Raw genomic sequence first — 21,143 nt, 5'->3', positions numbered from 1 at the left:
CAGGGGGATGGATATGCTTGTGGGTAAATACAAAAAAAACGCGACCGGGTGGCCGCGTTTTGTAAATTTAGCTGTTTAGCCCAGGAGCTAGACGTTATTTGACGTTGCCATCAACTAGGCCACGACGCTTAAGTAGTGCGTCTGTGGTTGGTTGTTGACCACGGAACTCAATGTAGCTTTGCATCAAGTCGCGGCTGTTACCACGAGATAGCACTTCTTTACGGTAGTGATCGCCATTTTTACGGTTTAGACCACCTTCGTTTTGCATATGGGCGAAGGAGTCGGCCGCAAATACTTCGGTCCACAGGTAGGCGTAGTAACCCGCGCTGTAACCACCGGCGAAGATATGGCTGAAGTAACAGCTCTTATAACGCGGAGGAGCCGGGTAGTAATCGATGCCGTGACGGGCTAGAGCATTTTTCTCAAAAGCGGCCACATCATCAATTTTGGTACCTGGGGCGATTGAGTGCCATTCCATATCAAGCAGGGCGGCTGCAAGATATTCTGTGGTATCGAAACCTTGGTTAAAGGTATGTGATTCCAATAGCTTATTTAACAGCTTTTGAGGAATTGGCTCACCTGTTTGGTAATGCTTGGCATAGTTGGCCAACACGCTAGGCTCGATATTCCAGTCTTCGTTCGCCTGTGATGGGAACTCAACGAAGTCGCGCGCCGTTGCTGTACCTGCCAATGACGGGTATTTCACGTCAGAGAACAGGCCGTGAATTGCGTGACCGAATTCATGGAACATGGTGGTTACTTCAGAGAAGGTCATTAGCGTAGGCTGGCCTTCGGCAGGCTTAGGAATATTCTGCGCATTGTAAATAACCGGCTTGGTGCCTTGCAGGTGGTTTTGACTTACATAAGCACTCATCCAAGCACCGCCACGCTTGCCTTCACGAGCATAAGGGTCAAGGTAGAATAGACCGATAGAGCTGCCGTCTTCGTTGAATACTTCCCATACGAACACGTCTTCATGATAGGTAGGTAAGTCGTTACGCTCTTTCATGGTGATGCCGTATAGCTTGTTCATGGCGAAGAACAAACCATCGTTGATCACTGTATTCATTTCAAAATACGGTTTAACCAGGCTGGCATCGATATCGTACAGTTCGGCACGTACCTTAGCGCCATAGTAAGCCCAATCCCACGGCTGTAGTTCAAAGTCTTTACCGTCTTTCTTAATCGCTGCTTGAATTAGCTCAGCTTCTTGCTTGGCCTTGGCCACGGCTTTTGGTGCCAGGTCGTCAAGCATGGTGAACACGGCTTCAGGTGTTTTTGCCATGCGGTCGTCAAGCTGATAATGCGCCCAAGATTCAAAGCCAAGTAGCTGCGCCTTTTCAGAGCGTAGTTGTGCTTCTTCGATGGCGATTGGGCCATTGGTTTTTTGCGCACGCTCAGACGATGTACGCCATACTTTTTCACGTAGCTCACGGTTTTCAAGGCTGGAAAGGATAGGCTGGCGCGTGGTGTTCACTAGGGTGATCATATAGCCTTCTTTGCCGGCTTTTTCCGCTGCAGATTTAAGGCTGGCGATCTCATCTTCGCTTAGGCCCGCAAGTTCAGCCTTGTCGCTCACCAAAATGGTGTCTTCTTTAAAGGACTTCATGATGTTTTGCGAGAACTGAGTGCTTAGCTTAGAAAGCTCACCGTTGATTTCACGCATGCGCTGCTTTTGCTCTTCGTTTAGCTTGGCACCGGCGCGTACAAATTGCTTGTAATAGTAATCAACCAGACGCTGATCTTCTTTTGATAGTGCGTCTTTAGCGTCGTACACAGCGGCAACGCGATCAAACAGGGCCTTGTTTAGGAAAATATTATCGCGGTGCTCGGCGAAAATAGGTGCCATCTTGGTGTTGATACGCTGATATTCGTCATCAGAGATTAGGCCAGACAGGTTAGAAAACGCCGCGCGGGTGCGCTTTAAAATAGTGCCCGATTGCTCCATGGCTACTAGGGTGTTTTCAAATGTAGGCGCATCTGGGTTGTTGGCAATGGCATCGATTTCAATGCGCTGCTCTTTAATACCGGCATCGAAAGCCGGCTCGTATAACTCGGTGCCAATTTTATCAAATTCCGGCGCCATATAAGGCAATGGGCTTTTACTTAGGAACAGGTTTTCTTGAGCTACTTGCTGTGTTACCGGAGCTTTAGCCGCGGCTTGAGTTTGGTTGTTGCTAGGTTGCTCGCTACAGGCGGCCAATAATGTTGTCGCGCTCAGGGCGGCAGCAATAACGGATAAACGCATTGTTTACTCCAAATGTTGTTAAGGTTGTATTGTTATGGTGCGCTGGTACAGCAGTGCATGGCGTTAGGCGATAAATCGCGATTATGGCCAGGTTATGCCCGCAGTAATGCCAGTGTCAGCGGCGTGAGGAAACAGCTAAGGGAGCATAGTTTCAGAAGCATAGCTTCAAAGGCGCCGACATCCATGCACTAAAACATCCACATTACTGCGGATAAGGTCCAACAACAAGTAACTTGGCCGCATTTACGGGCATTTTATCGTAAATACCTTGGCTCTATGTCACTTTTTAGTTCTTTTAAAGGCAACTTTGCGCAAGGTTAGGCATGAGTTGAGGTTAAATTGGTGGTTTTATGCACGGCAAGACGCCACTTAATTTAACTACTGAATAGGCATAAGCCTATGTTAGCCTTAGTTATATTAGATAATGGCATCGGAGTTAGCCGTGTTTGCATCGAGTTTATTTCAATCCTCCGGGCCCTATCATGCCCTGGTGGGCGAGGGACGCCGCCCTGATTTGGATATCCTCAGGGGGATTGCCATTTTGGGGATCTTCTTTCTTAATGCCCCGTATTTTATCGACTTTGCCAATGGCTATGTGCCACCGCTGCCGCTCTCTGAGGGCGATGCAATACTGACCCGATTTGCAGATATCGCGCTGGAAGGGCGTTTTCGTGGTCTGTTCCTGGTGTTATTCGCTTTAGGATTAGTGATCCAATGGCAGCGCTGTTATGAGCATGAAGCGCCCATCCCTAAATTACAGCGCCGCTTAACGGTGCTGCTGGGTTTTGGCTTTGTCCATTGCCTGTTGTTTTGGGCCGGCGATATTCTTATTGGTTATGCCATTGCCGGTTTGCTGGCCTTGCCCATGCTGGCTAATCCTAGTTCTAAACTCACTCTAAAGGGCATTGCATTTTTGGCCTTTGGCAGTACCCTGCTGTTGGTGCTGGGCGCTTTGACAAATGAACCGCAAGTGCAGTTTAACGATCCTCACTATCAGGCTTTTTTAGCCCAGTTCGATGGCAACTTCTGGCGCACTCGTGAAGCTAACGCCAGTAATGGTGCCTTGATGCTGTTGGCATTAATGCTGGGGATTCTTTGGCAGCAACTGGGTATGGTGCTGTTAACCGTCGCCGCTTGGCGCAGCGGCGCTTTGGTAAGACCTTGGCCGCTGACACATAGCTTGGCGCTCATTGCAGCTCTACTTGGCTGCGCCTATTTAAGTTCGCGGCAATGGTATGACGCCAGCGCTTTTAACGATTTACTGGCCCTGGTTGCCAGCTCTTTTAGTGGTTTTTGCACCGCGCTGATTGTGGTGCACCTCTTGTATCGTTGGTCATTTACCGAGAATGTTTTTACTCGGGCGCTGGCCAGTGTTGGGAAAATGTCCTTGAGCTGTTATTTAAGCCAGTCGCTGTTTATGCTGGTGTTGATCCACTTTTTTGGAAGCGAAATAGTGAGTGAGTTTCAGTTGCAGGATTATTTGCTGTTGTCCGCCTTAGTGAGCGTGATCAGTCTGGTAATTTGCCCCCTGTATCTGCGCGTTTTCAAGCTAGGTCCTGCGGAGTGGCTGTGGCGGCACTGGTATAGCGACAAGAATAAAAATACTAGGGTCTGTTGACCTTTGTTGTTTGTTTCTGCAGCAGTTTGTAGCGGATTTATACAAGGCGGCACATGTGTAGTGTAGTTATTCTACATAAACATGTAACAACACAGTAGAAATGCGCTGTAAGCGCTGCCCTATGGGTTCATCTAAACGCATCCTGCTCTGTGTTGCTCGCTATGTACATAGGCGAGCAAGACCGAAGCAATGCTTCGCAGCTTAGCGAGGTGAGTGCATGGATGCACGATGTAACCAAGCTTCATGGATGAATTATGCCTTATAGGTTCGTGCTAAATTCATCAGAATGCGTTTAGATTGAACATAAAGTAAACCGCAAAGATAAACAGACCCTAATTAATATGGCAAGGAAGGCCAGCCATACGGTGTAATACCAATTCACTTAAATAGCTAATCATTCTAGCGGGCTAAATATCATGCTAACTGTGTTGGAATTTTTCTATGTAGAATAACTACATAAGAAAAATTCCGCCTTGTTATCACATTACCTGAGGCTATAGAGCGCATTGATACCGAGCAATTAAGCGCTTCGGTAGGTGGTCACTTCTTAATGAAGCCCTGGGCTATGGTGGTGATTTACGACCATGAACATCTGGCTGAGTCACAGCAGCTTGAGCGTCATATACGCTTTAAATTGGCCATAGCTGATAAAACCAATGTGGCGCAAATTAAACCCCTGGTCGAGGCGAGCAATTGGCAGCATGTAAATTTTGAGGATTTTAGCCGCAGCGAGCATAAGGAACTAAAAAGCTACCCCTTTGCCGTACAAAGCCTGCTTGAGCGCTACTTTAAAGCGGATTTTTAGCGGTGAGTCGATTACAATAGGGGCAATAACAGCTAGATTGAAGTAAACATGAGCCAAGCTACCCGCCTTAATAAATACATTAGTGAAACCGGTTTTTGCTCGCGCCGTGAGGCCGATGCGCTGATCGCCGCAGGACGTGTAACCGTTAACGGCCGCCAGCCGCAAATGGGCGATAAGGTCAGTGATGCCGATGATATCTTGGTGGATGGCAAAGTGCTTAAAGCCAAGCCCAAGCTGGTTTATCTTGCCTACCATAAACCCGTGGGAGTGACCTGCACCACAGAGCGTAAGATCAAAAGTAATATTATCAGCGCCATTAATTATCCCGAGCGTATTTTCCCCATTGGCCGCTTGGACAGACCCTCGGAAGGCTTGATCTTTTTGACTAACGAGGGCGACATAGTCAATAAGATTTTGCGCTCGGGCAACAATCATGAAAAAGAATATGAGGTAGTGGTCGACAAGCCGCTGAATAAGCGTTTTGTTGAGCGTATGGGGCAGGGCATTCCCATTCTTGGCACTGTCACTAAAAAGTGTAAGGTGGAGCAAACCGGCACTCAGAGTTTTCGTATTATCCTCACCCAGGGCCTGAACAGACAAATTCGCCGTATGTGCGAGTACCTGGGTTATGAGGTAACCAAGCTTAAGCGCACCCGCATAATGAATGTCACCCTTAAGGGCCTTAAGCCCGGCCAATGGCGTCACCTAAGCGAAAGCGAAATGGCCACAATCAATGCCATGATCGCCGACTCGGGTAAAACCGCTGAGCATTCACAGCCAGCTGCAAGTGTTCAACAACAGCCAAAGCAGGACGTAAGAGCCGAGTCAGAGCAAAGACCAGCACGACAACGTCAAACACAACCAAGACAAGAGCAATCACGACAAGATCAGCGTCGAGAGGGAGAAAAAGCCCCGCGAGCTAATTCGCCAAGAAGCCATAAGCCCTATGGCAAATCGCCCAGCAAACCTAATGGTAAGCCATCTGGCAAGCCTGTAAATGGCGGCAAAGCCAATCAAGGCGGTGCGGGCTCGGCGCCGAAAAAGCGCCGTGTGGGCGGCACGCTCAGTTTAAAGAAATAAGATCACTGAGGAGATAAGCATGAAATCTTGGCTCGTTCCCTTATTTTTATTATTGCTTAGCGCCTGCTCCGAGCCGGCGCGACTCGAGCTAAACAGCGATGCCAAGGTGTTGGCCTTTGGTGACAGTCTCACCGTGTCGGTGGGGGCTAAACACAGCAGCTATCCTGAGCAATTGGCGCAGCTTACCGGTTTAGAAGTGATAGCCAGTGGCGTCTCCGGTGAGCAAACTCATCAGGGCCTGGCTCGCCTTGGTGATACCCTGGCCACACATCAACCTAGGGTGTTGGTTTTGCTCGAAGGCGGCAATGATTTTCTGCGTAATAAACAGCCGCATTCGGTTAAAAGTAACCTGGCGGCCATGATTGAACTGGCACATCAGCAGGGGATAGAGGTGATCTTGGTGGCGGTGCCGCAAAAGTCGCTCTTCCTGAGTGATGCGCCCCTGTACCAGGAATTGGCCGAGCAGTACCAGGTAGCCCTGGTTGCCGATACCCTCAGTGACTTACTCGGTGACAGCCAGTATAAGTCGGACCAAATTCACCTTAATGATAAAGGGTATCGGCTGTTGGCCGAGGCCGTTGCTGAGCAAATCAAAGTTGTTAATTAGGTTGTCGCCCACCTAATTTGCCAATAGGTTTCGATAAATCTCCAGTGTCTTATCAACACCTTGCTGTACATTAAACTTTTCAATAACGCGCTTTTTCGCCTCAACACCAAATTTGCTACACAGAGCGCGATCTTTATACAGGGTCATAATGGCATCGGCCAAGGCTTGCGGCTCCGACGGCGGTACAACGATCCCGGTAATGCCATCAGCTACCAGTTCGGCATTGCCGCCGGTATCCGAAACTATCGCTGGCACGCCATAGGAATTGGCTTCTAACACGGCGCGGCATAGGCCTTCGCGCTTGGTTGTTGGCAATACCACAGCATCACAGGTTGCCGCCACTTCGGGTGCATCCTCACGATAGCCTAGAGCATGGACTCTTTGCGGTTTACCACTTCGTTTTATCATCTCTTGAATCGCTTGCGATTCAGGGTCGGCACCCACTAGTAGTACATCTAGGTTGCAATCTTCGGGCAGTAATTGAACTGCATCCATTAAAACATGCAATCCTTTTCTTGGTCTTAGGTTGGCGACCAGAGATATCTTAAAACTGCCGTCATGCAATGGCAGGCCGCTGAGATCCGCAGGAGCATTTTGGTACCAAGACTGGTCATGGCCCTTATAAACCGTGATCGCTTTGTCTTTATTTCCCCATATATGCTGCTGTAAATCTTCGGTCACCGCATTGGCAACACAGATAATTTTATCCAGTCGCGGGTGAAGCATGGTGAGGTAAACAGTCGGATCCCAACGTGAGACGTTGCCCGTTTGACCGCGATAGGCAATTACCTTGGCCTTAGTGCCAATGGCTGCTGTGGCGCCATTACTACAGGCAATATTGTTAAACAAATGCAATATATCAATATCGTTAGCCTTGATATATTCCCTGATCAACTTGATGGTCTGTAAAGATACTTTTTTATCTAAAGCGTTGGTTATGACCTTGATCCCGTGCTGTTCAAAGTAAGGGATCAAGGTTGAGCCAGGGTTGCACAAAACCGTTACATCAACTGCGCCACTGTGGTGCAGGCCTATTATTTGTGACGCTTCAGGGCGAATAGGATTAATGTTTTTTCGATTGTGGTGTGTAACCGCTAACAGTTTTATTTTTTTCATATAAATAAAAGTAATTTATTTAATTTAGGTTTAAATCTTATAACGTCAATTAAACAAATAAAATTAATTGGCTTAATGTCTGAATTATATAGCTCTTATGGAACAAGAACACCTGTTTACTACAAGAATATTTTGTATTTTTTGTACAGATGCTGGCCGGGAAAGGCCATTGTCGCAGGGCTGAGCCAGCCCGAAGACTGGCTCTTTTGTGTTTAGCGCTTATGGCTATGGATGCCAAAGAACTTGCAATACAACACGGGGATCACTATCAGTGTGAGTATGGTGGCAAAACCAAGGCCGAACATTATGGTCACCGCCATGGACTTGAAGAACACATCAAATAGTAAAGGTATCATGCCCAAAATGGTGGTGATCGCCGCCATGGCTACAGGGCGCACCCTGGAAACGCCGGAGTCAAACACCGCCTGATAAGGGTCTTTGCCCGAGGCCAACTCTAAATTTATCTGATCGAGCAGCACTATACCGTTTTTAATCAGCATGCCAGACAGGCTTAATAACCCCAGCAGAGCCATAAAACCGAAAGAGGCGTTCATGCTCAGCAATCCGGCACTGACCCCAACTATGGCAAGTGGCACAGTGGCCCAAATAACCAGGGGTTTGCGCACCGAGTTAAATAATAAAACTGTGATCACAAACATGGCTAAATAGCCCAGCGGCAAGGAGCCGAACACGGCGCTGCGGGCGTCGTTGGCGGACTCAAATTCGCCGCCCCATTGCAGCTCATAACCTTTTGGCAGGTGGATGCCTTCTATCTCACCACGAATACGGGTAAAGAGTTTGGCTGGTGTTTCATCGCCAAGGAGATCATGATCCGCCATTACCGTCAGGGTGCGTTTGCGATCGCGGCGCATGATTAACGGGTCTTCCCAGTGCACCACAAAGTCGTCCACCACCTGAGTCACGGGCACAAATACCCGCAGCACTGGGCTGTATATTTGCAAATCGTGCAGGCTTTCCACATTAAGGCGTTCCTCCGCTGGGCTGCGGGCAATAATTGGCAATAGTTGAGTGCCATCGCGATACAGGCCCACGGTTTTACCGCTGACACTGGTCAGCAGCAATTGGTCGAGATCGCTTTTACTAATGCCCAGGCGTCGCGCCTTTTGCTCGTTCAGGATAGGGCGGATCAACTTGGAGCGCTGGCGCCAGTCATCACGAATATGGAAGGCACCGCCATCCGCCGCCAGTATCTTCTTGGCTTGCTCGCCAAGTTGGCGCAGCACCACGGGGTCGGGCCCAGAAAAGCGCGCCTCGATTTTAGCATCGGTGGAGGGGCCTATTTCCATGCGTTTAAGCTTGAGCTTGGCATCGGTAATATGCGCCTGCTCATAAGCACGTACCTTGTCTATCATGGTGAGTACCGCATCACGGTCACGCACCCGCACGATTAACTGAGCAAACGCCGGGTATTGTTTTTCCGGCGCATAGGTAAGCATAAAGCGCGGCGCGCCCTGACCTATGGTGCTGGTCACCTCACTTACCAATTCATCGCTGCGCAGGAAATGCTCAAGCTTGGCCACCCCTTCGCTTGTGGTGCGAATATCGGCGCCCTGATAGTGCCAGTAATCGATATAAAACATGGGTGTATTCGAGGCTGGGAAGAAGGACTGCTTAACCGATTTAAAGCCCACCAGCGCCGCCACTAGCATCAGTAACATCAAGATAATAGTGGTTTTGCCGTAATGCATGGCGCGGCTAAGCACAAACTTATAGGCGCTAAAGAGCGCACCTTGATAAGGATCATCGGTGCTCTTAGCAGCACTCGTATCGTCACTAGGTTTTTGCTTAAACATCATATCGGCGAAAAACGGCGTTAGGGTAATGGCGGTCACCCAGCTAAGCAGCAAGGAGATAAACAAGACCCAAAACAGGCTGCCGGCAAACTCGCCGCTGGCATCCGAGCTCAGACCGATAGGCGCAAAGGCGGTAATGGCGATTATGGTGGCGCCAAGCAGGGGCCACTTGGTTTGATCGACTATGTTAACCGCCGCCTGCAACTTGGTCTGTCCGCGTTTAAGGTTAATCAGAATGCCTTCGGTGATCACTATGGCGTTGTCGACCAGCATCCCCAGGGCAATGATCAAGGCGCCAAGGGAAATACGTTGCAGGTTAATGTCGAACAGGGCCATAAAAATAAAGGTGCCGAGTACGGTAAGCAGCAAGATGCCACCGATCAGCAGGCCGCTTTTTACGCCCATAAACACCAGCAGCACCACTATGACTATGGCCACAGCTTCAAACAGGCTGAGAATAAAGCTTGATACTGAGCTTTCAACCTCTGCTGGTTGATTGTATATGGCATCGATTTCCATGCCGTGTGGACGCTGGTATTCCAGGGTTTGCAGATGTTGGTCAATACGCGTACCCACATCGACCACATTGACACCACTGGTAAAAGAAAGGCCAATAAGCAGCGCCTGTTTCTCGTTGTAACGCACTATATGGCTGGGCACTTCGGCATATTCGCGGTACACCCGGGCGACATCGCCAAGATAAATAAGCTCACTGGCGCCTGGGCTGGAGATAAGCAGGTGCTCAAGCTCGGCCACATCATCGAATTCGCCGGTGGGGTGCAGACGAATAGACTCACCATCAACCATAACGCGGCCAGCATTGGAAACGGTATTTTGCGCTTGTAATAGGGAGTAAATATGATTGGGGCTAAGTCCAAGCTGGGCCAGTTTATGGGTCGACATCTCGACTATTACCTGGCTTTGCTGCTCGCCGGCAACCGTTACCTTGCCCACGCCTTCCACCAACACCAGCTCACGCTTTAAGAAGTCGACATAGTCTTTAAGCTCGTCATAGGAATAGCCATCGCCAGTTAAGGCCAAGGTTACGCCGTAGACATCGCCAAAATCATCTATCACCTTGCTGGGATACACACCCGGTGGCATGGATGAGGATAAGTCATTGATCTTTCTGCGTAGCTCATCCCAAATCTGTTTAAGGTCTTTTTTGCGGTAGGTGCTTTTCATCTCCACAGTGATCTGGCTTTTGCCATTGGAGGAAATGGAGGTCACATAATCCACATAGGGCAGCTCTTGAATCGCATTCTCTATGGGGTAGGTGACCTCTTCTTCCACCTGACGCGGAGAAGCGCCGGGGTAAGCGGTGATCACCATGGCTTTTTTCAGGGTGAATTCCGGGTCTTCCAATTGCCCCAGAGATAAATAGGAAAAGATGCCGCCAAGCAGCAAAAACAGCGCAAACATCCAACTGATAACTTTGCGCTCGATGGCTAGTGCAACCAGGTTCATTTACAGCCCTCGCTCTTTTTGCCAAGGGCGTACCTGCATGCCTTCTTGCAGATAGTGCACGCCTGCAGCGACTACCTGCTCACCGGATGCAATGCCAGAGCGAATTTCTATGCCGTCGCGGTGCAATTGTCCGACCACCACCGCGCGTTTATGCACCTGTGCGGTTTCGCTGTTGTAAACCCAGACATAACTGTTGTCCTCGGCTTCCTGCTCAGGGTCTGAGAACACCGCCTCAACGGGCAGTTTATGCCAGGCTTTCACTTCTTTGGTTACCTTGCTGACATCGATATACACTTGCCCCGTCATGCCCGCCAGCAGGTTAAAGTCTGTTGGCACCGGCAAGGAGAACACCACCTTGTAGGTAAGGGTGGCAGGATCGGCTTGAGTATTGTATTCCTTGATGCTCAGTTGATAGGATTTATCGGGGAAGCCATCAAAAATCACCGTTGGCTGATAGAGAGTGTCTTTATTGACCCGGGCAACCAGCTTTTCCGGCACCTGAATTTCCACATCCATCAGATCCCGAGTTTCCAGGCGTAAAATATTCTGTTTAGCCTGAATGTTTTCAAAGTTTTTTACGAACACCTTGGCCACTGTGCCGGCAAAGGGCGCCCTTAACTCGGAATTCTCTAAATTGGTTTTGGCAATATTAAAGGCCGACTCGGCCACACGGGCATTGGCCACGGCCTGATCCAGCTCGGCGCGGCTGGTAATATTTTTGTCGAACAAGGCCTGCACCCGCTCTAATTGCGAGGTCGCCAGGTCGTAGCGGGCCTTGCGCTCATCGTATTGCAGTTGGAAGTCTTGCGGGTCCAGCTTGGCCAGCAACTCACCTTTTTGCACCTGTTGACCAGCCAATACAGGAAACTCTAACAGCTCGCCATTGACGCGAAAAGCCAGATAAGAGCCCTGGTGTGCCACTACCTCAGCGGGGAAACTGCGCATCATGCTTTCATCGCTGTGACCTACAGTAAGTAGTTTAACTGGACGCACAGGCGCGGGTTGCTTGCTTTGCTCGGCCGGCTCGCTACAGCCAACAAGTGCTGCGCTAAGGGCAAGCAGGGTGAAAGAAAGGATACGCCGCATAAATTTTAGACTCCCATTATGATCTTAATGATTGAAATTGTGGCCATTATTGCTACATAGATTACTGCAGGATAAGATAAAATTAAAATTATAAATATCTTTGAACAAGATTAGATTTATTTATGAAGTTAGCATGGCTCCAGGTTTTAGACGTACTCTCACGCAGTCGCTCATTAAGCGAGGCGGCACAGCAATTACATAAAACCCAACCGGCATTGACCATGACGGTTAAAAAAATTGAAGAAGCGGTGGGATTTGCCGTGGTTGACAGAAGCGGTTACAGGTTTTCCCTGACCGAGCAGGGGCAGGCTTATTGTCGCCGCGCCCAATACCTGTTGCGGGATTTACAGGAGCTCGGCGCATTTGGCAGTGAGCTGGCCAATGGCAATGAACCCTTGCTTCGTTTGAGCTACGATCAGGTCTGTGTTGGTAAGGAGCTCAGCGCCATACTTAAAGCCTGTTACCATGAGTTTCCCCATACAGATTTTGCCATAGACAGTGGTAAGCGTTTCAGTGCCCTGGAGCAGGTCAACAGCGGTCAATCGGACTTAGGTATTGGCCCCTGGTATGATATTTTCCATGCCACCGGCGATTTGGAAAGTATCCAAGTGGGAGAAATTCAGGTGGGACTGGTGGCCTCGCCACAGCTTATCGGCGAGCCGTGTCTGAGCTATAAAGAATTACAGCAATACCCTTGCGTCGCCATGTATGAAAGCGGTATGCCCTTTGAACATGGGCGCATGCCGTTTTTAAATCAGGTTGCCAAACTTAAGGTTGATGATATTTTTGCGCTGCGCTCGCTCTTGCTTAACGGTGCAGGGTGGGCGCTAATGTGCTTGGATTTATGCCGTCAGGAAATTGATTCAGGGCAATTACAGGTGCTGACGCTCAGTGACAGGGAGCACTCCTTTAGGGCGCAAATTCGCGCCTTTCGACGTCACTCGGCGCATCATGGCCCAGTGGCACGCAGCCTGTGGCAAGGTTTGGAGGCCATAGCCCGTGGATAAAAAAACCATGATCTATCAGGTGGTGGCTGCTATTCCCAAGGGTAAAGTATGCAGCTATGGTGAGGTAGCGAAAATGGCTGGCTTGCCCGGTTATGCCCGCTTTGTGGGTCATACGCTAAAGACGCTGCCGCCGGGTTCAAGCATTCCCTGGCACCGTGTGCTCAATAGTCAGGGTAAAATTTCCTTCCCCGAAGGCAGCGATGGTTTAGTGCGCCAACAACAAGCGCTGTTGGCCGAAGGTGTACTGGTTACTAATGGCAAGGTGAGTATGACCAAGTTCGCTTGGAAGCTATAATCCCTAGGGTCTGTTTATCTTTGCGGTTTACTTTATGTTCAATCTAAACGCATTCTGATGAATATAATCACTGATTTATGTCGTCAAATTCATCCATGAAGCTTGGTTACATCGCGCATCCATGCGCTCACCTCGCTAAGCTGCGAAGCATTGCTTCGGTCTTGCTCGCCTATGTTCATAGCGAGTAACACAGAGCAGGATGCGTTTAGATGAACCCGTAGGGCAGCGCTTGTAGCGCATTTCTACTGTGTTGTTACATGTTTATGTAGAAAAACTACACCACACATGTGCCGCCTTGTATAAATACACTACAAACGGCTGCAGAAACAAACAACAAAGGTCAACAGACCCTAAATCACATACAAGTAAATAGCGAGAAAATGGCACAGGCAGGCGGCAAGTACAAAAATATGCCAAATCGCGTGGCTGTATTGGCGATGCTTGGCGCTATAAAATACCGTGCCCAGACTAAAAATTACCCCGCCCAGTACCAGCAACCAAAGCGCCGGTCCTGGTAAGGCCAGATACAGCGGGTAGACAAAGGCCAGCGCTATCCAGCCCATGATCAAGTAAGTGGCCAGTGACACCCGAGGGCGCGGCACCTTGGCGCAGAGCTTAAAGATCACTCCAAATAATGCCAAACCCCAAATACACAACATTCCCGCCCAGGCCCAATAGCCACCCAGCGCCACCAGTAAAAAAGGCGTATAGGTTCCGGCAATTAATAGGTAAATGGCGCTGTGATCCAGCTTTTTTAAAATTGCCTTAATGCTGCTGCGACTGATGGCGTGATAGCAGGTGGAACTGACAAACATCAACAATAAGCTAGCGCCGTAAATGGCCGAGGAGATGGTTGCCGTGGTGCTTTCACTGATCATCAACATGGCCACCAGTGCGCCCAAGGCTAATAGGGCGCCAAGTCCATGACTAAGCCAGTTAATTTTTTCTTCTGCCGCTGAGTAGCTGCTTATTTGCATAGGGCTCACTTTGTTTTTGTTTGCTGGACTCGATGGGTGCAAGCCAGACTATAACTATTGAGCGTACACTTGTACACCGAAAATTTATTGCAAATTCGCTGTGGTTAAAAACACAAATTCACCTGTTAAAAAAGCTATTTTTTAGTCAAACCTTTTTATTTAAATTTTAAGCAAATTAAGGTGTGTAAATTTAAATCCAGTAAAAACAATAAGATAAAAAATATTTTTACCTTGGCACAACCTTTGAAATAGATATTGCGACTAACTTAATGACACGTTAACAGGCACACAACAGGACAACCATTATGAACACATTTACTAAAGCAGCAATCCTAGCAGCAAGTTTAACCCTAAGTATGGGCGCTCATGCCAACAGCTTAACCGACGATATCGAGCGTGCGGTTAAAGAGGCGGCTAACGAGGCATTTTCAACCTTGGTTAGCTCTCAAAAAGCGGCGCTGCGCGAAGCCACTAAAGCCTTGTTTGAAAGCAATGTACAAGAGCAGCAAAGCCAAGGCGATGATAAAGCTCAAGCGCAATCTGAAGCGACAAAAAAAGGTGGTGACCATGACGCTTAATTTGGCACTGTTAGGCTTGATGTTATTGCCCGTCGCCAGCTTATTTGGCACTTACCAGGGCTTAAGCTTCTGTCGTCATCTCGGTTGGTGGGCTAAGTAGTACCTACCACCGAGCCCTTTTTGGTAACTCCTTTGTGTCTTCTATAGGCCAGCCCCTTTGCATCTTGGCCGAGCACAATTATAGTCAAACCAAGCCTTACTTATCTCCTTTCTAAACTTCCTACTTATTGATTATCAACAATAAATATGGACATTTTTGTCTATAGTCTTTGCTCAATCTGGGCTTCTCCCCCATACTGATAAGTATCTAAAAATAAAGTGATCCATTGCTCGTCGGTGGGCGTATTGGTCGCTATCAAGAGTTTTATTGAGATAGCAGATGGCCTTGCAAATTGCGTCCAATGTCCCGAATCGGCGGCAATACTCACTGCTTTCCCACAAGGTGGAAGAAAGCCATGGTGAAGGACAAAACATGATGTCGTCAACCGAGCATCTTAGCGATGCCTTGGTCAAGGTAGCTGTTGAGCGTGACAAAGCCGCGTTTGCCAGCTTGTTTAAGTATTTTGCACCCAAGATTAAGCGCTTCGGCTTAAAACAGTTTAATAATGAGGCGTCGGCCATGGAATTGGTGCAAGACACCATGACCGCGGTGTGGCGTAAGGCGCACTTGTACCATCCAGAAAAGGGCGCGGCGACCACCTGGGTCTATACCGTTATGCGTAATGCGTCGTTCGATGCTTTGCGTAAGATGCGCAGTAACAAGGAAGATAACCTCAGTGAAGACATTTGGCCGACTTTGCAAAGCCCCGAGCCAGCTGAATTCGATGATCACCTCGAAACTCAGCTGTTGCTTAAACATGTGGACAAACTGCCGCTGGCGCAGCGCGAAGTGGTAAAGGGGATTTATTTTCAAGAGCTCTCTCAAGAGCAAATGGCACAGCAGCTAGGCGTCCCCTTGGGTACTGTGAAATCACGGTTACGATTGGCTTTAGCTAAGCTTAGAACTTTCCTTGGAGCGGAGCATGATTAAGTATCATCCCAACTCAGAATTACTCCTGCAATATGTGCAAGGAGCACTGCCGGCTTCCATTAGCGTGGCGATTGCTTCGCACCTGGAGCTCTGTACTCACTGCGCCGAATACACTGCCACTGTTGAGGGGCAATGTGCTCACAGTGCCTTTGCCGAAGAAGCTATGGAAGACATGTCGCTGGTGGAGGTTAAAGAGTGCGATGAGGAGCTCGGAGATGAGTTCGCTAACATGATGGCCGACATCACCGCCGACGACCTGCGCGATGATTTTAGTATCGCCAGCTCCAAGGAGCTACGCTTTGGCGACAAAACCATCACCTTGCCGCGGGCCTTAAGCCATATCGGCATGGGTCGCTTTATGCAAGCGGGCAAACTGGCGCGCTCGCGCCTGGAACTGGACGAGGGCAGCATGCGCACCAGCCTGTTGTACATCGCTCCAGGCGGCACCATTCCTGAGCATACCCACACCGGGTTTGAGCTGACCTTGCTGCTAGATGGCAGTTTTAGCGACGAGCTGGGCACCTATGAGGCCGGCGATTTTATGTGGCTTGATCACCGACATCAGCACACTCCGTACACAGAGGAGGGTTGTTTGTGTCTGGCGGTGGTGAACAGTGCGCTGCACTTCAATAAGGGCCTGAGTAAATTATTGAATCCTATTGGTGAGCTGATCTACTAATGAACCAAGACATTAAAATTGGCATCAGTGCCTGTTTAAGCGGCGAAAAGGTACGCTTCGATAGCGGCCACAAACGTTCTAACTTTTGTATGGATGAGCTGGCCAGGCATGTTCAATACGTGCCTTTTTGTCCCGAGGTTGCCATCGGACTGCCCATCCCCAGACCCACGATCAGGCAGGTGCGTAAAGGAGACGTCATCACAGTGTGTCGTCCCGATGGTACGGGTGATGTGGGCGATAAACTGACCGAGTACGGTCAGCGTATCGGCGAGAAATATGGCTCTGAGCTCGACGGTTTTATCTTTTGTGCCAAAAGTCCGAGCTGCGGCATGGAGCGCATTAAGGTGTTTAACGAAGAGGGAACCGGCAATACCGCCGAGGGCGTAGGCTTTTTTGCTGCCCAAATAATGGAAGCAAACCCCTTACTGCCCTGTGAGGAAAATGGCCGCCTTAATGATATGCACCTGCGTGAAAATTTCGTTATGCGCGTTTATGTGTATCACAGCTGGCGTCAATTGTGCCGCGAGCCCTTGAGCGTGCACCGGCTCACCCGCTTTCACGGCATGCACAAGTATTTATTGATGAGTCACAATTACCAGGCCTATCGGGATTTGGGCCGACTGCTTGGGCATCATCAAGGTGAAGGGCTGGAGTCCATCGCCGAGCAATACATCAGTGGATTGATGGCGGCGTTGAAAAAGCCGGCCAGTCGCAAGGCGCACACCAACACCCTGATGCACTTGCAGGGTTACTTTAAGCGTCATCTCAGTAAGGGAGAAAAAGAAGAGCTGCGTGCTGCCATCGAGGATTATCGCCAAGGCTTGGTTCCCTTGTATGTGCCACTGACGCTATTGAAACACCAGCTTAACGTGCATCCCAACCCCTATTTGGCGCAGCAGGTGTACTTCAACCCTCACCCCAACGATTTAAAACTAAGATACGGGATCTAATGACACCTCTTTTTTGGTTTAGGCGCGATTTGCGCCTATTTAGTAACGAAGCACTGATAGCCGCTCTCGAACAAGGTGCCGAGCATGCGGTTTTTTTTGTCACCGAACAGCAATGGCAAGCGCACGATATGGCACCCATACAGCGTGATTTATTGCTGCGTCGGGTCGATTACCTGGGGCAGCAACTGAGCGACTATGGCGTGCAACTGCATGTATTGGCCGTCCCCACGTTTGCCGAGGTGCCATCGGCGTTAATGGGTTTATGTAACAAGCTCGGCTGCAATAGCGTGTATGTCAATCGCGAGTATGAAGTGAATGAGCGCGCAAGAGACAAGGCTTGTGTTGAAGTCGCGGCGCAGGCGAAAGTGGCATTTCACTTGTTTGATGGCGATGTGATTGCCCCGCCGGGCACGGTCACGACGCAAAATAATGAGATGTTTAAGGTGTTCACGCCCTTTAAACGCCAATGGTTACGGCAGTACGAATGCACTCAGTTTAGCTTACCCCCTTGGCCTCGCGCTAAGACTCAAGGCCAATGGCAGCGACCCGAGTGCTTAACCGGGGATGGCAGCTCGCACAAGTGGCCGGTGGACGATGAGGCGCTTGGTGGAGTCGTCGAACGTTTTATCGCTGAGAAGTTACCACACTATGGCGAGGACAGGGATTTCCCCGCCATCAAAGGCACCTCCGGACTGAGTCCCTATTTAGCCCTGGGCATAGTGGGCATCAAGCAAATGTTGGTGCAACTGCAATCACGGCATCCGGATATTCTGCAAAGCGCCAAAAGTAATTTGTTTAGCTGGGTGAACGAGCTAATTTGGCGTGAGTTTTACCGTCATTTATTGGTCGCCTTCCCACAGCTCTGTAAGCATAAAAATTTCAACACCAAGTATGACGCACTGCAATGGCAGGATGATGACGCCGGCTTCAAGGCCTGGTGTGAGGGCCGAACAGGTTATCCCCTGGTTGATGCGGCGATGCGCCAGTTGCTGCGTACCGGCTGGATGCACAATCGCTTGCGCATGGTGGTGGCCAGCTTTTTAACCAAGCATTTGTTAGTCGACTGGCGTCGCGGTGAGGCCTTTTTTATGCGTCATCTCATCGATGGCGACTTGGCGTCCAACAACGGCGGCTGGCAATGGGCGGCAAGCACCGGCTGCGACGCGCAGCCTTACTTTCGTATTTTTAACCCCATAACCCAAAGCAAACGCTTTGATCCGGACGGCGAGTTTATTCGTAACTATCTACCAGAGCTAGAAAAGGTGCCGACTAAGGAGATCCATTTCCCGCACCAGTATATGGCAAAAGTGGGAGGGATTGATTACTGGCCGGCAATCGTCGATCACCAAAGTGCACGTGCGCGTGCGCTAGCAAGGTTTAAGGTTGAGCATGAGTAAGCGCATTGCCGATTTCATCGCCATGTACCAGCGTCTGGATAAAGATAACCTGGCGTTACTCGATACGATTTATCATCAGGATATTCATTTTATCGACCCGCTCCATGAGCTGCATGGCCGCGACCAATTACATCAATACTTCGCCAATCTGTACGCCAATATCAAGGACTGCAGCTTTAGTATCAGCGACAGCTTTGAATGCGAAGAGCAGGCTTTTTTGTATTGGACCATGGCCTTTAGCCATCCCCGTATAAACGGTGGGCGCGAGGTGTTGGTAAATGGTCATAGCCTGCTGCGATTTGAAGGTGTGCAAGTGATTATGCATCGCGACTACTTTGATGTCGGCCAGTTGCTTTATCGCAACCTGCCGGTGATAGGTGGGTTGATTAAGTTTATCGAAAAGCGAGCGAGCGGCGTATGAAGATATTGATCACCGGCGCTACCTCGGGAATTGGCGAAAGGCTAGCGCTTTTGTATGCCAAGGAACATCAGGTTTATGCCTGTGGTCGCAACGCCGAGGCACTGCAAGGTTTGGGCGAGCATGAATCGATTATACCGCTGCGTTTCGATGTTACGGACTTGGCGCAAATCACCGCGGCCACGGCAGAGATAGATGACCTGGATTTGGTGGTGCTCAATGCCGGGGTATGTGAATACATAGACGATGCCCGACATTTTGACAGCGCCCTATTTGAGCGGGTGATCCGCGGCAACTTGCTGAGCCTAGGTTATTGTTTGGAGGCGCTGCTGCCCAAGATTAAATCCGGTGGTCAACTGGCCATCGTCTCTTCCAGTGTGACCTACTTGCCCATTACCCGCTCCGAGGCTTACGGCGCCGCCAAGGCCGGGGTCACCTATTTAGCTCGCACTTTGGCCGTTGATTTACCAGATATTGATGTAAGTGTGGTCCACCCTGGGTTTGTACATACGCCCTTAACGGCCAAAAACGACTTCGCCATGCCCATGGCTATTAGCTCCGAGGATGCGGCTAAGCGCATTGTTCGCGGCCTGCACAAGCGCCAGGCTGAAATTCATTTCCCCAAACGATTTACCCTAATTTTGAAAGCGCTGCGGGTGTTACCGCAGTCGCTGTGGTTACGAATAGCAAAAGGAATGGTACGGTGAAAAATATCGCCATCATCGGCAGTGGTATTGCCGGTTTAACCAGCGCCCACTTGTTGGCCAAAAAACACCAGGTAAAGGTGTTCGAAAAAAATAACTACATAGGCGGACACACGGCCACGGTGGATATCACCCTAGATGGTCAAACGCTGGCCGTTGATACCGGGTTTATTGTCTTTAACGACCGCACCTACCCAAAATTTGAAAAGCTGCTGGCTTCGATAGGCATTGGCCGGAAGCCGACACAAATGAGCTTTAGTGTGCATCATTGCGAGAGCGGCTTTGAATACAATGGCCATACCCCGAGCACCTTGTTTGCCCAGCGCCGTAATCTGTTGCGCCCCAAGTTCTGGCATTTGTTATGGCAAATAGTGCGCTTTAATCGTATTTGTAAGGCCATGTATAAGTCGGGCGATTTTCAAGGTGGAGATACTCTAGGGCAGTTTTTGGACCGCCACGGCTTTAATGATTTCTTTCGCCAGCACTATATTTTGCCGATGGGGGCGGCAATTTGGTCCACTTCACTGAAGCAGATGAATGATTTTGCTATCGACTTCTTCGTACGTTTCTTTTACCACCACGGCTTGTTGGATGTCACTAACCGACCCCAGTGGTACGTGATCCCAGGGGGCTCCCGCGAGTATATAGCGCCTTTAACCGAGTCTTTTAAAGAGCGGATAGAGTTGTGTGCCCATATAGACAGGGTAGAGCGTAATGAACAGGGAGTAGTCATTCACCTTAATGATGGCCGTAGCGAGCACTTTGATGCCGTGGTGTTTGCCTGTCATTCGGATCAGGCACTCGCCTTACTTGATGATGCCAGCGAGGCCGAGCAGCAGGTGCTCGGCGCTATACCCTATACCGCTAACTCAGTGGTTCTGCACACCGACGGCTCCTTGTTGCCAAAACGCCGTGCGGCCTGGGCCAGTTGGAATTACCGCCTAGACAATAATGTCGATAGAGCCGCGGTGGTGACCTATAATATGAATATTCTTCAAGGGCTTAGCTCTGAGCAACCCCTGTGTGTCACCCTCAATGGTGATGAGGTTATCGCCGAGGAACATATACTCCGACGCTTTACCTACCACCACCCGGTGTTTAATCAACAGAGTTTGCGTGCTCAGCAACGTCGTGACGAGATCAATGGTAAACAGCACACGTATTTTTGCGGTGCCTATTGGTATAACGGCTTTCATGAAGACGGCGTGCGCAGCGCCGTGGATGTGGCCAAAGCACTAGGAGTCGAATTTGACTAGCGCGCTGGCGT

The 21,143-nt window shown here is 49.7% G+C and carries 19 protein-coding genes; 14 read left to right on the top strand and 5 right to left on the bottom strand.

What is annotated here, in order from left to right; all coding sequences use genetic code 11:
- Nucleotides 1–94: 94 nt before the first annotated feature.
- Complete coding sequence (locus tag WCN91_RS10535) at nt 95–2,248, bottom strand: M3 family metallopeptidase (RefSeq protein ID WP_342678827.1); 2,154 nt, start codon at nt 2,246–2,248, stop codon at nt 95–97.
- A 442-nt stretch (nt 2,249–2,690) separates the two neighbouring features.
- On the opposite strand from WCN91_RS10535, the gene WCN91_RS10530 reads away from it, so the two are divergent.
- The 4 genes from WCN91_RS10530 (at nt 2,691) to WCN91_RS10515 (ending at nt 6,358) form a co-directional block, all read left to right on the top strand.
- Entirely contained in the window at nt 2,691–3,866 is a 1,176-nt protein-coding gene (locus WCN91_RS10530) for a DUF418 domain-containing protein (protein ID WP_342678825.1), read from the top strand.
- A gap of 550 nt (nt 3,867–4,416) precedes the next feature.
- Nucleotides 4,417–4,671 carry a hypothetical protein gene (locus WCN91_RS10525; RefSeq protein WP_342678823.1) on the top strand — a complete coding sequence of 85 codons (255 nt, stop codon included), beginning with the start codon at nt 4,417–4,419 and terminating at the stop codon, nt 4,669–4,671.
- 48 nt (nt 4,672–4,719) lie between these two features.
- On the top strand, nt 4,720–5,751 hold the full coding sequence (gene rluF, locus WCN91_RS10520) for a 23S rRNA pseudouridine(2604) synthase RluF (protein ID WP_342678821.1): 1,032 nt from the start codon (nt 4,720–4,722) through the stop codon (nt 5,749–5,751).
- Nucleotides 5,752–5,770: 19 nt separating this feature from the next.
- On the top strand, nt 5,771–6,358 hold the full coding sequence (locus WCN91_RS10515; protein WP_342678819.1) for a GDSL-type esterase/lipase family protein: 588 nt from the start codon (nt 5,771–5,773) through the stop codon (nt 6,356–6,358).
- A 12-nt stretch (nt 6,359–6,370) separates the two neighbouring features.
- On the opposite strand, the gene WCN91_RS10510 is transcribed toward WCN91_RS10515, so the two are convergent.
- From WCN91_RS10510 to WCN91_RS10500, 3 genes are all read right to left on the bottom strand, one after another.
- Nucleotides 6,371–7,474, bottom strand: a complete 1,104-nt coding sequence (locus WCN91_RS10510; RefSeq protein WP_342678817.1) for a glycosyltransferase — start codon at nt 7,472–7,474, stop codon at nt 6,371–6,373.
- Between the two features lie 212 nt (nt 7,475–7,686).
- Entirely contained in the window at nt 7,687–10,755 is a 3,069-nt protein-coding gene (locus tag WCN91_RS10505) for an efflux RND transporter permease subunit (RefSeq protein WP_342678815.1), read from the bottom strand.
- Nucleotides 10,756–11,841: an efflux RND transporter periplasmic adaptor subunit gene (locus WCN91_RS10500; protein WP_342678813.1), complete on the bottom strand. Its 1,086-nt coding sequence runs from the start codon at nt 11,839–11,841 to the stop codon at nt 10,756–10,758.
- 122 nt (nt 11,842–11,963) lie between these two features.
- Here WCN91_RS10500 and WCN91_RS10495 point away from each other — a divergent pair, with 122 nt between their 5' ends.
- Nucleotides 11,964–12,848: a LysR family transcriptional regulator gene (locus tag WCN91_RS10495; RefSeq protein WP_342678812.1), complete on the top strand. Its 885-nt coding sequence runs from the start codon at nt 11,964–11,966 to the stop codon at nt 12,846–12,848.
- A 7-nt stretch (nt 12,849–12,855) separates the two neighbouring features.
- The gene (locus WCN91_RS10490) at nt 12,856–13,143 is read left to right on the top strand and encodes an MGMT family protein (RefSeq protein ID WP_342678850.1); all 288 of its coding nucleotides are present in this window, start codon (nt 12,856–12,858) and stop codon (nt 13,141–13,143) included.
- 350 nt (nt 13,144–13,493) lie between these two features.
- Here the strand turns inward: WCN91_RS10490 and trhA are convergent, their stop codons facing one another.
- Nucleotides 13,494–14,120 (bottom strand): PAQR family membrane homeostasis protein TrhA, encoded by a 627-nt coding sequence (gene trhA, locus WCN91_RS10485; protein ID WP_342678810.1) that lies wholly within the window; start codon nt 14,118–14,120, stop codon nt 13,494–13,496.
- Between the two features lie 305 nt (nt 14,121–14,425).
- On the opposite strand from trhA, the gene WCN91_RS10480 reads away from it, so the two are divergent.
- The 8 genes from WCN91_RS10480 (at nt 14,426) to WCN91_RS10445 (ending at nt 21,132) form a co-directional block, all read left to right on the top strand.
- Nucleotides 14,426–14,698 carry a hypothetical protein gene (locus tag WCN91_RS10480; protein ID WP_342678807.1) on the top strand — a complete coding sequence of 91 codons (273 nt, stop codon included), beginning with the start codon at nt 14,426–14,428 and terminating at the stop codon, nt 14,696–14,698.
- Nucleotides 14,699–15,170: 472 nt separating this feature from the next.
- Complete coding sequence (locus WCN91_RS10475) at nt 15,171–15,728, top strand: sigma-70 family RNA polymerase sigma factor (protein WP_342678849.1); 558 nt, start codon at nt 15,171–15,173, stop codon at nt 15,726–15,728.
- Entirely contained in the window at nt 15,721–16,407 is a 687-nt protein-coding gene (locus WCN91_RS10470; RefSeq protein WP_342678805.1) for a ChrR family anti-sigma-E factor, read from the top strand. Before WCN91_RS10475 ends, WCN91_RS10470 begins: the two co-directional genes overlap by 8 nt.
- Nucleotides 16,407–17,357, top strand: coding sequence for a YbgA family protein (locus tag WCN91_RS10465; protein ID WP_342678803.1), 951 nt, complete (start codon nt 16,407–16,409; stop codon nt 17,355–17,357). Before WCN91_RS10470 ends, WCN91_RS10465 begins: the two co-directional genes overlap by 1 nt.
- Nucleotides 17,357–18,754, top strand: coding sequence for a deoxyribodipyrimidine photo-lyase (phrB, locus tag WCN91_RS10460; RefSeq protein WP_342678801.1), 1,398 nt, complete (start codon nt 17,357–17,359; stop codon nt 18,752–18,754). The genes WCN91_RS10465 and phrB overlap by 1 nt, the downstream gene beginning before the upstream one ends.
- Complete coding sequence (locus WCN91_RS10455; RefSeq protein ID WP_342678799.1) at nt 18,747–19,175, top strand: nuclear transport factor 2 family protein; 429 nt, start codon at nt 18,747–18,749, stop codon at nt 19,173–19,175. Before phrB ends, WCN91_RS10455 begins: the two co-directional genes overlap by 8 nt.
- Nucleotides 19,172–19,879 carry an SDR family NAD(P)-dependent oxidoreductase gene (locus WCN91_RS10450; RefSeq protein ID WP_342678797.1) on the top strand — a complete coding sequence of 236 codons (708 nt, stop codon included), beginning with the start codon at nt 19,172–19,174 and terminating at the stop codon, nt 19,877–19,879. Before WCN91_RS10455 ends, WCN91_RS10450 begins: the two co-directional genes overlap by 4 nt.
- Nucleotides 19,876–21,132 carry an NAD(P)/FAD-dependent oxidoreductase gene (locus WCN91_RS10445; protein WP_342678795.1) on the top strand — a complete coding sequence of 419 codons (1,257 nt, stop codon included), beginning with the start codon at nt 19,876–19,878 and terminating at the stop codon, nt 21,130–21,132. Before WCN91_RS10450 ends, WCN91_RS10445 begins: the two co-directional genes overlap by 4 nt.
- Nucleotides 21,133–21,143 lie beyond the last annotated feature (11 nt).

It is taken from the genome of Pseudoalteromonas qingdaonensis, from assembly GCF_038739665.1.
GTDB classification, from domain to species: domain Bacteria; phylum Pseudomonadota; class Gammaproteobacteria; order Enterobacterales; family Alteromonadaceae; genus Pseudoalteromonas; species Pseudoalteromonas qingdaonensis.
Note: the sequence above shows the minus strand (reverse complement) of the source record. Positions and strands in the feature narration are given on the sequence as shown.